This window comes from Candidatus Palauibacter sp. (assembly GCF_965208055.1).
Taxonomy (GTDB): Bacteria; Gemmatimonadota; Gemmatimonadetes; order Palauibacterales; family Palauibacteraceae; genus Palauibacter.
Window position 1 is genome coordinate 451,101 of the sequence record NZ_CBDBNY010000004.1, and the last position, 14,543, is coordinate 465,643.

Annotated in this window: 9 protein-coding genes; 6 read left to right on the forward strand and 3 right to left on the reverse strand. The window is 69.7% G+C overall.

Going from position 1 to position 14,543, the window contains the following annotated elements; translation table 11 throughout:
* Positions 1 to 138: 138 nt before the first annotated feature.
* The 3 genes from lepB (at position 139) to ACOGXI_RS02215 (ending at position 5,880) form a co-directional block, all read left to right on the forward strand.
* Positions 139 to 912: a signal peptidase I gene (gene lepB, locus ACOGXI_RS02205; protein ID WP_419937273.1), complete on the forward strand. Its 774-nt coding sequence runs from the start codon at positions 139 to 141 to the stop codon at positions 910 to 912.
* A 350-nt stretch (positions 913 to 1,262) separates the two neighbouring features.
* Positions 1,263 to 2,690: an efflux RND transporter periplasmic adaptor subunit gene (locus ACOGXI_RS02210; protein ID WP_419937274.1), complete on the forward strand. Its 1,428-nt coding sequence runs from the start codon at positions 1,263 to 1,265 to the stop codon at positions 2,688 to 2,690.
* Between the two features lie 10 nt (positions 2,691 to 2,700).
* Positions 2,701 to 5,880 carry an efflux RND transporter permease subunit gene (locus ACOGXI_RS02215; RefSeq protein WP_419937275.1) on the forward strand — a complete coding sequence of 1,060 codons (3,180 nt, stop codon included), beginning with the start codon at positions 2,701 to 2,703 and terminating at the stop codon, positions 5,878 to 5,880.
* Here ACOGXI_RS02215 and solA read toward each other — a convergent pair.
* Together solA and ACOGXI_RS02225 are read right to left on the reverse strand one after the other, a co-directional pair.
* On the reverse strand, positions 5,822 to 6,940 hold the full coding sequence (gene solA, locus ACOGXI_RS02220) for an N-methyl-L-tryptophan oxidase (protein ID WP_419937276.1): 1,119 nt from the start codon (positions 6,938 to 6,940) through the stop codon (positions 5,822 to 5,824). The two genes, ACOGXI_RS02215 and solA, sit on opposite strands and share 59 nt — an antisense overlap.
* Positions 6,941 to 6,956: 16 nt before the next feature.
* Positions 6,957 to 8,714, reverse strand: coding sequence for a serine hydrolase (locus ACOGXI_RS02225; RefSeq protein ID WP_419937277.1), 1,758 nt, complete (start codon positions 8,712 to 8,714; stop codon positions 6,957 to 6,959).
* Between the two features lie 84 nt (positions 8,715 to 8,798).
* Between ACOGXI_RS02225 and ACOGXI_RS02230 the strand changes: the two genes are divergently transcribed.
* Positions 8,799 to 10,331, forward strand: coding sequence for a pyridoxal phosphate-dependent decarboxylase family protein (locus ACOGXI_RS02230; protein WP_419937278.1), 1,533 nt, complete (start codon positions 8,799 to 8,801; stop codon positions 10,329 to 10,331).
* Positions 10,331 to 12,103 carry a uracil-xanthine permease family protein gene (locus ACOGXI_RS02235; protein WP_419937279.1) on the forward strand — a complete coding sequence of 591 codons (1,773 nt, stop codon included), beginning with the start codon at positions 10,331 to 10,333 and terminating at the stop codon, positions 12,101 to 12,103. The genes ACOGXI_RS02230 and ACOGXI_RS02235 overlap by 1 nt, the downstream gene beginning before the upstream one ends.
* Here the strand turns inward: ACOGXI_RS02235 and ACOGXI_RS02240 are convergent.
* Complete coding sequence (locus tag ACOGXI_RS02240) at positions 12,100 to 13,188, reverse strand: zinc-binding dehydrogenase (RefSeq protein ID WP_419937280.1); 1,089 nt, start codon at positions 13,186 to 13,188, stop codon at positions 12,100 to 12,102. The two genes, ACOGXI_RS02235 and ACOGXI_RS02240, sit on opposite strands and share 4 nt — an antisense overlap.
* Positions 13,189 to 13,277: 89 nt before the next feature.
* On the opposite strand from ACOGXI_RS02240, the gene ACOGXI_RS02245 reads away from it, so the two are divergent.
* Complete coding sequence (locus tag ACOGXI_RS02245; RefSeq protein ID WP_419937281.1) at positions 13,278 to 14,540, forward strand: sialidase family protein; 1,263 nt, start codon at positions 13,278 to 13,280, stop codon at positions 14,538 to 14,540.
* Positions 14,541 to 14,543 lie beyond the last annotated feature (3 nt).

Below are 14,543 nucleotides of genomic sequence, written 5' to 3' on the forward strand. Positions count from 1 at the left end.
GGCGCCGGCCGGGCCTGCCCGCCGGCCGCCGGACGTTTGCGCGGCGGCTGACTTGGCCACAGAGTAGCGTCCGCCGCAACCGACGATGACGCCCGGCGCCCGGCGCGCCGGCGATCCCCATAACAGGCGTCCCGATACATGGCACGAGGTCGCAAGGCAAAGGACAGCAAGGAAGAGGCGGACGAAGCCGCGGAAGGCAAGCGGGAACGTTCCCCATCTCCACCGGCGTTCAGCGCCGCGTGGTTCCGCGACTGGATGCGTACTCTTGCGGTCGCGGCCCTCATCTTCGTTTTCTTCCGGACGTTTCTACTCGCGACGTTCGTAATCACTTCGGGGTCGATGGAGGGGACCCTCCTCGTCGGCGATTTCCTGCTCGTGAACAAGACGTCGCTCGGCGCGCCGATCCCGTTTACGAACGCCCGCTTGCCGGGATACGCCGAGCCGGAGTACCGGGACATCATCGTGTTCAGGGCGGACCATTCTCCGGGGCTGGATATCGTCAAGCGTACGGTGGGACTGCCCGGCGACACGCTCCGAATGGAGAGAGGCGTTCTCTACCGGAACGGCGTCGCGGTCGACGAACCCTACATCCGCCGGAATCCGCGACAGCTGGATGAGGGGGATCCCCGGATGCGGTGGCAACTGGATCACCTGATCCCGGACCCGGAGCGAGGCGAGTACAAACCCACGCGGGACAACTGGGGGCCGCTCGTGGTTCCGCCGGAACGCTACTTCATGTTGGGGGACAACCGGGACCAGAGTCTCGATTCGCGGTTCTGGGGCTTCGTCGAGCGCGGGAAGATGCGGGGCAGACCCTTCTTCATCTACTTCTCGTATGACCGGAAGGCGCTGCGGCCGCTGCCGGCCCTCACGGCGATGAGGCCGGGAAGGATCGGACCCTCGCCGGACTAGCGTGGTGTCGCGGAGATCCGCGAGTCACCGAGGGTGACGTCCGCCGTCAGAGCTTCTTGAGCAGCTTCCGAATGACGATCACGGCGACGGCGATGGCGATCTTTTTCATGAGGTTTCCTCTTCCGCGCATGGCATACGCTGCAAGGTGGCGCGTCCACGCTCTGCCGAACAGTACGGGCCGCTCCCGGGTCGAGGTTTCGGGCGCTCTGGCCTGCGGCCGAGCGCCGGGCAACGTTCAACGGGTGGAACAGGTTTGCGGTCCAGGAGGTGTCATGCGCGTGACCCGGGCGGTCTCCCTTGTGACGATGCTCTTTTGTGTGGGGTGTGATGCGCCGTCTACCGGCGAGGCGGTGGCGGCCGATCATTCCCATGCCGGCGGCGGCGTCGTGACGCACTGGACCGAGTCGCTCGAACTCTTCGTCGAGTACCCTCCGCACGTGCGGGGGGTCGCGAGCGAGCCGTGGGCGATCCACCTCACCTGGCTGGCGGACTGGAAACCGGTGCGGGAGGGGCGCCTCGTGCTCCTGCTCCGGGGACCGGGCGGCGCCCGCGAAGAGATTGTACTGCCGGCCCCGGCGAGCCCGGGCATCTACAGTGCGAGCCCGACCCTCTCGGAGACCGGGACCTGGCGCGCGGACATGACGCTCACGGCCGGCGGCGCGGACCATGCGATTCCGGTGGGGCAGTTGCGCGTGTTCGAGAGCGAAGACGCGCTCCCGCACGACGTGGAGCAGCCGCTACCGGGGCTGATCGCGCTCCCGAAGGAAGAGCAGTGGGCGATGCCGTTCCAGGTGGCGGTCGCGGAGAGGCGCCGGATTCCGAACTCGATCCCGGTGACCGGGGAGGTCGCGGCCCCCGCCCGCGGCCTCGCGCACGTCTCGACCCCCGTGGAAGGTCTCGTGCTCGTCCAGGGACCGTCGCCCGCACCCGGCGAGGTCGTGCAGAAGGGAGAGACGCTGGCGTTGATCGCCCCGACGAGCCTCGACGATTCGTACGCTCGCATGCGGGCCGACGTGGAGGAGGCCGGGCGCGAGGCGAACCGGATGGAGCGTCTCTTCGCGGCCGGGGCGATTGCCGAGAGCCGCCTCGAGGGGGCGCGGCACGACCTCGCGGTGGCGCGGGCGGCCTTCGAGGTAGTGGCCGGCGGCGGCTCCGGCGAGGAGGACGGCGGTCCCGAACCCTACGTCTACCGGCTTCGGAGTCCGATCGGGGGCGTGATCGCCGAGCGCCATGTGGCCCCCGGGGAGCACGTCGCCACGGGGACGCACGCCTTCACGGTCGTGCGCCCCGACACCCTGTGGTTCGTCGCGCGGGTTCCGGCCCGCTACGCCGAAGCGGCCAGCGACGCCCGCGGCGCGTGGTTCACCGTCGAAGGCACGACCCACACGCACGCTGCCGATCGCGTGGTATCGGTGGGGAGCATCATCGATGCCGGGAGCCGTACGCTGCCGGTCCGGTTCGCGGTCGCGAACGCAGGCGGGGAGCTCAAGGTGGGGATGCTGGCCGAGGGACACCTGCTCCTCGGTACCCCTGTGGAAGGCGTGGCCGTCCCGACCGGCGCGATCCTGGACGAGGACGGCCTCCCCGTCGTCTACGCCAAGGTCGGCGGAGAAGCGTTTCAGAGGCGGGTCGTGGAGACCGGCCCCTCGGACGGAACGTGGACCATCGTCCACTCCGGGGTCTCCGACGGGGAAGAAGTGGTCGTCGTCGGCGCCTACCAGGTGAGACTTGCCTCCCTCGGCGACGTGGAGGTCTCGGACCACGGGCACCCGCACTGAGGACCCCGGGATGAGCATTCCCGGACCCGCGGGAGACCGGCCGGGCCTCCTGCACGGACTGCTGGACGGGCTCGTCCAGGCCTCGCTGGAGAACCGCTTCCTCGTCGTGGCCGCCGGGGTCCTTCTCCTGGCGGGCGGGGGATGGGTGGGGGCCACGCTGCCCGTCGATGTCTTTCCCGACCTCACCGCTCCCACCGTGACGGTGCTCAGCGACGCCCACGGGTTGGCCCCGGAAGAGGTCGAGAGTCTCGTCACCTTCCCGATCGAAACGGCGGTGAACGGCGCGGCCGGCGTGCGCCGGGTCCGGTCGAGTTCGGCTCAGGGGATCAGCATCGTCTGGGTGGATTTCGACTGGGGGACGGACATCCTCCGCGCCCGGCAGGTCGTGAACGAGCGGCTTCAACTCGCCGCGGCCCAACTGCCCGACGACGTGAGCGCGCCTGTCCTCGCGCCCGTGAGTTCGATCATGGGCGAGATCCTGCTCGTCGGCATGAGCGCCCCCGCCCCGCGACTCATGGAGGCGCGGACGGTCGCCGACTGGACCGTGCGGCGAAGGCTGCTGGCCGTGCCCGGGGTGTCGCAGGTGGTCTCCATCGGCGGACAGGTTCGCCAGTACCAGATCCTGATCCACCCCGAGCGCCTGCTCGCGTACGGGGTCGGGCTCGATCAGGTACTGGAGGCGGCGGCGGGCTCGAACCGGAACGCGTCGGGAGGCGTCTATCGCTCGGGCGGGCGCGAGGTCCTGATCCGCGGCATCGGCCGCGCGCGCGGCCTGGAGGAGATCGGGCTGACCGTCGTCGCCGTGAGGGAGGGTGTGCCCGTCCTCATCGAGGATCTGGCCGAGGTTCGAATCGGTCCGCGCGTCCGGCTCGGCACCGCTTCCGTGAACGCGGAGCCCGCCGTCGTTCTCTCGATTCAGAAACAGCCCGGCGCCAACACGCTGGAGCTGACGGAGCGGATCGATGCCGAACTGAACGAGATCGAGGCGGAACTCCCGACGGGCGTGGCCTTCGAGAGGGCCGTGTTCCGGCAGGCCGACTTCATATCGCTCGCCGTGGAAAACGTGATCGAAGCCCTGCGCGACGGTGCGTTGCTCGTCATCGCCGTGCTCCTGCTCTTCCTGTGGAACCTCCGGACGACGGCGATTTCCGTGCTCGCGATTCCGCTCTCGCTGGCCCTGGCCGTCATCGTGCTGCGGCTCCTCGGAGGCACGATCAACACGATGACGCTGGGCGGCATGGCCATCGCGATCGGCGCCCTCGTCGATGACGCGATCATCGTCGTCGAAAACGTACACCGCCGCCTGCGCGAAGACCGCCGTCGCCCGCCGGATCGCCGGCGCCGGCCGCTGTCGCTCGTCCGGGATGCGGCCCGGGAGATCCGGACCCCGATCCTGAGCGCGACCCTCATCATCTCCATCGTCTTCGTCCCGCTCTTCTTCCTGTCCGGCGTGGAAGGGCGCATGCTCCGGCCGCTAGGACTGGCCTACATCGTGAGCATCCTCTCATCACTGCTCGTCGCCGTCACGGTCACGCCGGCCCTCTGCCACATGCTCATGCCGCGAGATCGCGCGATCTCCCGCCCGCGCGAGCCGTGGCTGATGCGTGGGCTCGAACGGGCGTACGGGCGCGTCCTCGACGGGGCGCTTCGACGTTCCGGGGCCGTGCTTGGCGGAGCGGCGCTCCTGCTTCTCGGCACTCTGGCTCTCGTGCCCGCGCTGGGACGCGGATTCCTGCCCGAATTCCAGGAGGGGACGCTGACCATCTCCGTCGTGAGTCTGCCCGGGACGTCGTTGGTGGAGTCCGACGCGATCGGGGCCCGCGTGGAGCGCCAACTCCTGGCCCACCCCGCCGTCGTCTCCACCTCGCGGCGGACCGGCCGGGCCGAACTGGACGAGCACGCCCAGGGCGCGAACGCCTCCGAGGTCGACGCGCGGCTGGACCTTTCGGAGCACGGCATCGAGGAGGTCATGGCCGCGCTCCGCGACGACCTGGCGGGGCTCCCCGGGACGAACGTCACGATCGGGCAGCCGATCGGCCACCGGATCGATCACATGCTCTCGGGTACGCGGGCGGCCATCGCGGCGAGTCTGTTCGGTCCCGATCTCCGGCAACTGCGGGAGATCGCCGGTGAGATCGAGACCGTCGCGGGAACGGTGGAGGGTCTGGTGGACCTCTCCGTCGAGAGGCAGGCGGACATCCCCCAGCTTCAGATCCGCGCCGACCGCCGCGCGATGGCCCGTCACGGTGTCACGCCGGCGGCGATGGCGGCGGCCGTGGATGTCGCGTTTCAGGGGGAGGAGGTGTCGCTCATCCGGGAAGGGGAGCGCGCCTTCGACCTCGTGGTTCGCTACGCGGACGAACACCGCACGGACCCCGAGGCGATCGGCGGCACGCTGATGACGACGCCGGCGGGCGCTACCGTGCCGCTGTCGCAACTCGCTTCGATCGTGCCGTCGCTGGGCCCCAACGCGATCAGCCGCGAGAACGTGCAACGCAAGATCGTCGTGAGCGCGAACGTCGCGGGGCGCGACGTGGGCGGAGCCGCGGAGGAGCTTCAGGCGCGGGTCGCGGCCGAGGTCGAACTTCCGCCGGGATACTACGTGCAGTACGGGGGCCAGTTCGAGAGCGGGCGGCAGGCGACGCGGCGGATCACGCTGCTCTCGCTGTTCTCGATCGCCGCCATCTTCCTCATCATGTTCAGAGCCTTCGGGAGCGCCCGGATCGCGGCCCTGCTCATGGTGAACCTGCCTCTGGCGCTGGCCGGAGGCGTGCTCGCGGTCCTGCTCATCGGCGGCACCGTGAACATCGCGACGCTGGTCGGGTTCATCACGCTGTTCGGCATCGCGGTGCGAAACGGGATCCTTCTCGTGAGCCGCTATCAGGATCTGCGTGGCGCGGGCGCCGGCCTCGGCGCGAGCATCCGGCGCGGCTCCATGGAGCGTCTCAGCCCCATCCTCATGACGGCGCTCACGGCGGGCCTCGCGCTCGTTCCGCTCGCCCTGGGCATCGGCGAACCGGGCAAGGAGATTCAGGCCCCGCTCGCCGTCGTCGTACTCGGGGGGCTCGTGACCTCCACCACGCTCAACATGGTCGTCGTACCGGCCCTCTTCCTGCGTTTTGCCGGGCCCCTCAGCGGAAGCGGTCGAGGGAGAACGGGGACAGGTCCCGGGACGGCGGCTCGTCCGTGAGAAGGTCCGCCATGAGCCCGCCGAGGACCGGCAGAAACTTGAACGCGTGACCCGAGCCCCCCGCGAAGATGGCGACGCGGGAGAGCCTCGGATGGCGGTCCAGAATGAAGTTCTCGTCGGGCGTGTTCGTGTAGAGACAGACGGACGCGTGAGTCGGCGCGCCCGCCGCGCCCGGCGCATACCGGTCGAACAGGTTTCGCAGTGCCTCCGTCTCGGCGCTGCCGACCTCGCGGTCGACCTGCTCGACATCGGTCCGGCGTCCGGCTTGGAAGTGCATCCCCGCCTTGAGGCCTCGTGCCGTCGGGGGGAAGCCGTACCAGGTCCCCTCCCGTTCGAGTTCCCACACCCAGGCGGGACCCTCCGCGAGCGCGTTCGCATGCTCCCCGGCAGGTTCCAGCCAGTACTGCACCGTGCGTTCCACTTCGAGCGGGAGAGACAGCCGGGGAAGCAGTTGCGGAGTCCAGGCTCCCGCCGCGATGGCGAGCCTCCGCGCCGCGTATTCCCCTCGTGCGGTCCGGATCCGGACGCCGGAGGCCGACGTGGACCACGCGGTCGCGGGCTCGTCGAAGCGCAGATCCGCGCCCTCCGCCGCCTCCAGCGTCACCTCGAGGCAGGCCTCCAGCGAGAGAATCGCGGCGCGCGGTTCGTAGATGGTGACGGTCCCGGGATCCGGCCGGAGCCAGGGGAAGCGGTCGACGACCTCGTCAGCGGAGAGAAAGATGTAGTCGGTGTCCGGCTGCGCGACGCCGCGCAGCGGGCTCCCCGCGAACACGCGGCCATCTGACGGCCCCATCATGAGGGCGCCCGCCGTCCGCAGCAGCCTCCTGCCGGACGCGCGCTCGAGGTTCGCCCAGCCGCGGTAGGCATCGCGAACCAGCGGCATGTAGGGAGACCCCCGGTACCAGGCCTCGCGGATCATCCGCGTGTCGCTGTGCGCCGATCCCATCGTGTGTGGAGGCGTGTAACGGTCGAATCCCACCACCGAGTGTCCGCGCCGGATGAGTTCGGCCGCGGTCGCGCCTCCGATGGCTCCGAGCCCGATGACCGCGAAGTCGTGCATGCCGATGCGGACCCGCTCAGTTCCCGATTCTGGGGAAGACGAGCCGCCGTTCCGCCTCCACCACCGACACGCCGCCCGCGACGCCGTCCGCGACTTCGAACACGAACTGCACGGCCGAACCGTGCATCAGGAAGGTGGTCGGGGACTGGGGGAGCAGCGGGAACGCGTCCTCGCCCGTGCGCGCGGCCATGAGCACGCCCTCCTCGAGCGTGACGGTCAGCGTCGTGGTGGGGTCGATCCGGTATTCGCCCACCACGGAGGACAGATCCCCGGGATCCACGCGCACGATGGGGAGCCGCAGCGCCAGATCGGGTTCGACGCCCAGATCGGACAGGCGCTCAAGAAGGCGGGGCATGCCGGGGTTGTACGTCAGCGCGTCCCGGATGTGGGCGGATGCCGCTTCCAGGGCCCCGACTTCCTCGTGAAGTTCGGACAGCGCGAAGCGGACGCGAGGGGTCTCGGGCGTTCCGGCCGCGTAGGCCTCGAGGATCGCAATGGCCGTATCAGGGTCGTCCTCCCGGAAATGGCCCGCGAGCCGCAGGATCTGACCGGAGGAGTAGTCGTATTCCTCCGGTCGCGTCCGCCGCCAGTTGTCGTACCTCGACATCGCCGCCTCGACCCCGCCCGCCTGGACGATCGGCAGCAGCCGCTCCGCGATCGACGGTTTCGGCCGCACGGCTTCGGCGCCCCACAGCACATTCGTCAGACCCTGCACGAGCGGTCCCAGGTCGGAGGACGTGTTGTCCAGCAGCACGATGAGGCGTCCGTGGTCCGGGAAGACGCGCAGGTAGGAGGAGAAGCCGAAGATCCCTCCCGAGTGTTCGATCGCGCGCACGCCGAGATCGCGCTCGATATCCCGCCTCCGCACGCCCACGCCGTACCCGTACGACCCGGATTCGAGGCCCGGGGTCGTCATCCGCGCCAGCGTCTCCGTATCCCGGAACAGACTCCCTTCAACGAAGAGGCCCGTGGCCCAGCGAGCGAGGTCGCCGACGGTGGAGTACAGCATGCCGGCGGCGTAGGGCACGGACGGGTCGATGAGACGCGCCGGCCGATAGCCGACGAGATCGCGGGTGTGTCCGCGGGCGTGGCCCTCCGGCGGCCAAAGCCCGTGATCGTATCCGGTATCGCGCAGTTCCAGCGGGTCGAGCACGTACGTGCGGAGCGCTTCGTCGTAGCTCAAGCCCGTGACCCGTTCCGCGATCCAGCCGAGGAGCACATAGCCCGAGTTCGAATACTCGAAGTCGGTCCCCGGTTCGAACGAAAGCGGATCTTCCCATGTGAGGGCGATGATCTCGTCCGGCGAGAACGGGGTCGCGGCCTCCCACTCCATGAACCCCGGCATGTTCGTGTAGCTCGGCAGCCCCGATGTGTGGGTGAGCAGGTGGTGGAGCGTGATCCGTTCCGCGTTTTCCGGCGGATATTCCTCGATGTACCGGCCCACGGGATCCTCGACCCGCAGCAGTTGCTCCTCCTCGAGTCTGAGGATCAGCGCGGCCGTGAACTGCTTCGTCAGCGAAGCGATGCGGAACCGCGTGCCCGGCGCGTTCGCCCCGCCGCCCGCGAAATCGGACCGGCCGAACGCCCCCTCGAACAGGACCTCGCCGTCGTCGACGATCAGGGCCGCGCCGTTGAAGAGTCTCAGATCATGGAAGGATCGGAGGTAGCCTTCCGCACGGCCGGCACGCGACTGCGCCTCGACGGCGGACGCGAGCCCCAGGGCGAGCACCGCGGCAACGCCGTACTTCCAGGCGGATTTTCTGTGCCGATACAAGCGGGATCCTCCCGTAGAGCGGCAAGGAGCCGGAAAGGAGCCGGAAAGCTCGCGTCCCCCGAACGAAAGAGATAGGATCGCATCATGCGCTCGAACTCAAGTCGGCAGCGGTCCCGGATCCTGGAACTGGAGGAGGCTGCGCGGCCGCTCGACCCCGACGCGGGCGAGCGCGATCGCCTCATGGCCGAAGTACACGCCTACGCGCAGGGGTTCCTGAGCGGGCTTCCCGAACGACCCGCCTACCAGCACGACAAGTCGGCCGTCGCGAAGATCCGGGAACTCGGCGTCGGGAGCGACGCGCGGTCCGTCGAGCGGTCCCTCGAGCGGCTCATCGACCGGATCGATGAATCCGTCGTGGGGGCGGGGCTCGTGCCCTCCCACGCCGGGCACCTCGGGTACATCCCCGGCGGCGGCATCTACGCCTCTTCGCTCGCCGACTACCTCGCGGCCGTCACGAACGAATACGCCGGCGTGCGCTTTACGGGCCCCGGCGCCGTCGAGATGGAGAATGTCGTGCTCGGCTGGATGGCGCGTTTCACGGGGTATCCGGCCACATGCGCGGGGAACCTTGCCTCGGGAGGCTCGATCGCGAGCCTGATCGCCGTCGTCACCGCCCGCGAGGCGGCCGGACTTCGCGCCCGCGACTACGAGCGGGCGGTCGTCTATTCCTCGTCCCACCTGCACCACTGCCTGCACAAGGCGCTCAGAATGGCCGGCGTGGGAGAGGCGGTGCGGCGCGATGTCCCGCTGGACGGGGACTTTCGGATGCGGGCGAACGCGCTCGCCGAACTCGTGGCGGAGGACCGCGCGCGCGGACTCCGCCCCTGGCTCGTATTCGCATCGGCCGGCACGGTGGACATCGGCGCCATCGACCCGCTCGCCGCGATCGCGGACGTTGCCGAGCGCGAGGATCTCTGGTTCCACGTGGACGGCGCCTACGGCGGCTTCTTCGGCCTGCTCGAGGAGATCAGGCCCGCGCTGGCGGGGCTGGAACGCTCGGATTCCCTCGTCCTCGATCCGCACAAGGGCATGTTCCTCCCCTACGGAACGGGCGCCGTGCTGGTGCGCGACGGAAAGGCCCTGGCCGAGGCGCACGCGTCGGGCGCCAGCTATCTGCAGGACACGGTCGAGGCCGAGCGCCGGGGACCCTCTCCCGCCGCCGTGTCGCCCGAGCTCACGAAGCACTTTCGCGGACTGCGGGTCTGGCTGCCCCTTCTTCTTCACGGGGAGGGGCCGTTCAGGGCCTGCCTCCGGGAGAAGCTCGAGCTCGCGCGGTACTTCCACGGCAGGATCGAGGCGCTCCGGTTCGAGGTGGGGCCGGAGCCGCAACTCTCCGTGGTGACCTATCGCTGGGTGCCGGAGTTCGGCGACGCGAACGCATTCAACCGGGCCCTCGTGGAAGAGACGCACCGCGATGGCCGGATCTTCCTCTCCTCGACGACGATCGATGGGACGGTCTGGCTGCGGATGGCGGCGCTCGCCTTCCGCACGCACCTCCATACCATCGACCTGGCGCTCGAAGTCCTTGCGGAGGCCGTGGAGCGGCTCGCGGCCCACCCCGAGCGCTGGCGCTCCGCGGCACGCGCCGAAGCTCTCGCCGGAGGAAGCGGCGGCTGATGGCGGACTCCAGCCCCGCGCTCGCCCGCCAGGACGTGCGCTTCGAGCCGGACGAGCGCCCCCCGCTGCCCATCGCCGCCGGACTCGGCCTCCAGTACGCCCTCATCTGCCTCGCCAGCATCGTGCTCACGCCGACGGTGATGATCACGGTTGCGGGCGGCAGCGACGCCTACCTGTCGTGGGCGGTGTTCGCGGCCCTCCTCATCAGCGGGCTCACGACGGCGATCCAGGCGCGCAGCGTGGGGCGGATCGGCGCGGGCTACATCCTCGTCATGGGGAGCACGAGCGCCTTTCTCGCGGTGAGCGTATCCGCCCTCGAGCAGGGAGGGCCGGGGATGCTCGCGCTCCTGATCATCGCGTCCTCGCTGATTCAGTTCGTTCTCGCCTCCAGGATGGCGTTGTTGCGGCGGATCTTCACGCCCACCGTGGCGGGCACCGTCCTCATGCTCATCCCGGTGACGCTCGCCCCGATGATCCTGCAGAAGCTGGGTGAGGTGCCGATGGGGGCATCGCCGGCCGCCGGGCCGGTCACGGCAATCGTGACGTTGGCGGTCATGGTGCTGGTCCCGCTCAGGTTTTCCGGCGCGCTCCGGCTCTGGGCGCCGGCCCTGGGGATCGTCGCCGGGTGTCTCGTCGCCGGCCTCGGGTTCGGGATCTACGACCTGTCCACCGTCTCCGCGGCCCGCTGGATCGGCCTGCCGGACCTGGCATATCCCGGGCTCGACCTGAGTTTCCGGCCCGAGTTCTGGGCCCTGCTGCCGTCCTTCGTGATGGTGACGCTCGTGGGCGCCATGGACACGCTCGGGGACGCGATCGCGATTCAGAGGGTCTCATGGCGTCGGCCGCGCGCGATCGACTTCCGCTCCATCCAGGGCGCGATCTCCGCCGACGGCGTGGGAAATCTCCTCTCGGGTCTCGCGGGAACCGTGCCGAATACGACCTACGGCATGAGCATCGCCGTCGCCGAACTCACCGGCGTCGCCTCCCGAGCCATCGGGATCTGCGTCGGCATCGTCTTCATGGCGTTCGCCTTTCTGCCGAAACTCCTCTCCCTCATCATCGCGATCCCGGGCCCGGTCGTGGCGGCCTACTTCGTCGTGATCGTGGCGCTGATCTTCGTCTTCGGGATGAAGATCCTGCTCCAGGAGGGGCTGGATTATCGCAACGGCCTCGTGGTCGGCGTCGCGTTCTGGATGGGGATCGCCTTCCAGTTCGACTGGATCTACCCCGAATACTTCCAGGGGGCATGGGCGGAACTCCTCGGCAACGGCATGACCGTCGGCGGTTTCACGGTGATCCTCCTCACGATCGTCGGGACCGGCGGCCGTCGGGCGCGATTGAAGACGGGGCTGTCGGACGATACCTGGTCGGAGGTCGACGCCTTCCTGGTGAAGTTCGCCGCGCGCAACGGCTGGGACGAGGACATGGAAACGCGTCTGCGCGCGGTGGGCGAAGAGACGGTGCATATCCTCGCCCGCGAGAAGGCGCAGGATGCGCGCGATGCGCCGGAAGTGACGCGCAATCTGTTGGTCATCGCGCGCGGCGATGGTCCCTCGGCGGATATCGAGTTCATTGCGACGTCGGACGAGAAGAACGTCGAGGATCAGTTGGCGATGCTCAGCGAGGCGGCCGTGGGCGTCCCCGTCGAGGCGGAGACGCCGCTGCGGCTGCTGAGGCACTACGCTTCCTCGATCCGCCACCAGCAGTACCACGACATCGATATCCTCACGGTCCGCGTCGAGTCCGCCCGCCAGGTGGCCAGGGATTTCTAGCCCGGAACGATAATCGCCTTCGTGACGGCGAGCCGCTCGACATCGGCGAGCGCCTGAGCGGTGTCCTCGAGGTCGTATTCTCCCCCGATCACGCGGGCGAAGGGGAGGCGGTGTCGGGCGAGCAGGTCCAGCGCGCGTGAGACATGCGGCAGTTCGGTTCCCCAGCGTCCCTTAACGGTCGCGTGCTTCCGGTTGATGTCGAGGTGCGGGTTGATGGAGACGGGTCCGACGTCCGTGTAGTGGCCCGCCACGACGTAGGTGCCTCCGTCGCGGAGGAGGGCGAAGCCCTCCGGGATCGCGGCCGGGTTGCCGCTCGCCTCGATGACGACGTCGGCACCCCGGCCCTCCGTGAGGTCGGCCACGCTTGCCGACCGGTCGGGGCCCGACGTTCGGCTCAGGGAGAGGGTGACGTCGGCGCCCATCGCGGTGGCGAGGTCGAGGCGATCGTCGGGGTCGCCGATGACCGCGAGGAGGCCGCAGCCCCGGACCCGGGCGAAGGCGGCTGCCGCGAGGCCGACGGGGCCGGAGCCCTGGACGACGACCGTGTCGCCCGGCCGCAGGTCCGATCGCTCGACAGCTCCGAAACCGGTGAAGAGCCCGCAGCCGCCTCCGATGACGTCCGCTGTCGCGAGTCCCTCGGGCAGCTTGAAGATGGACGTGTCGGCGGTGAGCCGCATGGAGGTCGCCCACCCTCCGAGCAGTCCGTCGCGGGCGCTGAACGTGATGCCGTAGACGCGGCGGTGCGGGCACAGGTTCGGCTGCCGCGCGGCGGAACAGTAGAAACAGCGGTGGCATGTGCCCACCACGTCGAAGAAGGTGACGGTGTCCCCTTCCGCCAGCGGCCGCCCGGCGGCGTCGACGCCCGGTCCGCGGGTCTCCCTCACGCGTCCGACGCTCACGTGCCCGGGGATGATGGGCCAGGGCACCCCCGCGAGACGCCCGTGGAAGAGGTGGACATCGGTTCCGCACACCTCGCTCGCCTCGATCTCCAGCCACGTCTCGCCCGGTCCGAGGTCGGGGTCATCGAAGTCCCGAATCTCGAGCGGCTGTCCCGGTCCCGTCATCACCGATGCGCGTTGTGGCACTTCGCCTCCTGTCCGCGGAGTTCTCAGGTCGGCTTCCGTCGCGTATCATACGGCCTCACGCGCGGGAGATGAGAATGTTCGGAGGCCACATGCGAAACCGTAAGCGAGCCCGTCCCGGCCGGCGGATCCGTTCCGTCGCCGTCGCCGCAGTCCTGTGCGGGTGCGCCGGCGAGGCGGAACGCCAGATGTCGCTGCAGTCGGGAGATGTCGAGTTCGAGCGGCCGTCTCCGAGCGGCGAGCCGTCCCTGGCCCTGGGGGCGGAGGGGCGTACGATCCTCACATGGATCGAGCCGGAGGACGGCGTGCCCGCGCTGCGTCTGGCGATTCGCGATGGAGGCGGCTGGTCTGCCCCGCGTACCGTGTGGGCGTCGGAGGCGATGTTCGTGAACTGGGCCGACTTCCCCTCGTCGGTCGAGATGCCCGACGGCACGCTCGCGGTACACTGGCTGGAGAAGGTCGCCGACGCGCCGTACGCGTACCACGTCATGCTGGCGCTTTCTTCGGATGACGGGATGACGTGGACGGAGCCGTTCCGCGCCCACGACGACGAGTCTCCGACCGAGCACGGCTTCGTGTCGATGGTCCCGTGGCGGGACGGCGCGGGGCTCACGTGGCTCGATGCCCGCGCGATGGCGGGCGAGTCCGGCGGGGGCGAGCACGTGGGGGGCGAGGGCGGAGTGGAGCGTGGAGCCATGTCCGTCCGCTTCCGGACGCTCGCGCCGGACGGCCGGTTGGGCCCCGAAGTGCTGCTCGACGACCGGACGTGCGAGTGCTGCCAGACCGCCCTGGCCCGGGTCGGGGACGGGTTGGTCGCCGCCTACCGAGACCGGAGCGAGTCCGAAGTCCGCGACATCGCCGTGGTGCGCGGGGCAGGGGAGCGCTGGACGGAGCCCGCTCCGCTGTCGACCGACGGCTGGGTCATCCCCGGCTGCCCCGTGAACGGGCCGCAGTTGAGCGGCGACGAAAGGGCGCTCGTCTCGGCCTGGTACACGGGCGTCGGCGGCACGCCGCAGGTGTACGTCACCTTCTCCGGAGACGGCGGTGCGACCTTCGGCGCCCGCATCCGAATCGACGAGGGGCTGCCGCTGGGCCGCGTGGACATCGAGAGCCTCCACGACGGTTCGGCGGTCGTCGTGTGGCTCGAAGCCTCGAGCGACACGCCGCGCGTCCTCGCCCGTCGCGTCCATCCCGATGGGTCGCTGGAGGCCCCGCTCCTGATTTCGGAGACCGCCGGCGAACGCTCGAGCGGGTTCCCGCGCATGGTGCGGACGCCGAACGAACTCCTGTTCGCGTGGACGATTCCCGGCGAGGGAGGCGGCGTCCGCGTCCGCGCCGTGGGACTCTCCGACTGAATC

What these genes read in the sequence shown, in the direction of transcription:
- lepB (WP_419937273.1), top strand. Translation starts at nt 139, where the DNA reads ATGGCACGAGGTCGCAAGGCAAAGGACAGCAAGGAAGAGGCGGACGAA.
- ACOGXI_RS02215 (WP_419937275.1), top strand. Translation starts at nt 2,701, where the DNA reads ATGAGCATTCCCGGACCCGCGGGAGACCGGCCGGGCCTCCTGCACGGA.
- solA (WP_419937276.1), bottom strand. Translation starts at nt 6,940, where the DNA reads ATGCACGACTTCGCGGTCATCGGGCTCGGAGCCATCGGAGGCGCGACC.
- ACOGXI_RS02230 (WP_419937278.1), top strand. Translation starts at nt 8,799, where the DNA reads ATGCGCTCGAACTCAAGTCGGCAGCGGTCCCGGATCCTGGAACTGGAG.
- ACOGXI_RS02235 (WP_419937279.1), top strand. Translation starts at nt 10,331, where the DNA reads ATGGCGGACTCCAGCCCCGCGCTCGCCCGCCAGGACGTGCGCTTCGAG.
- ACOGXI_RS02245 (WP_419937281.1), top strand. Translation starts at nt 13,278, where the DNA reads ATGCGAAACCGTAAGCGAGCCCGTCCCGGCCGGCGGATCCGTTCCGTC.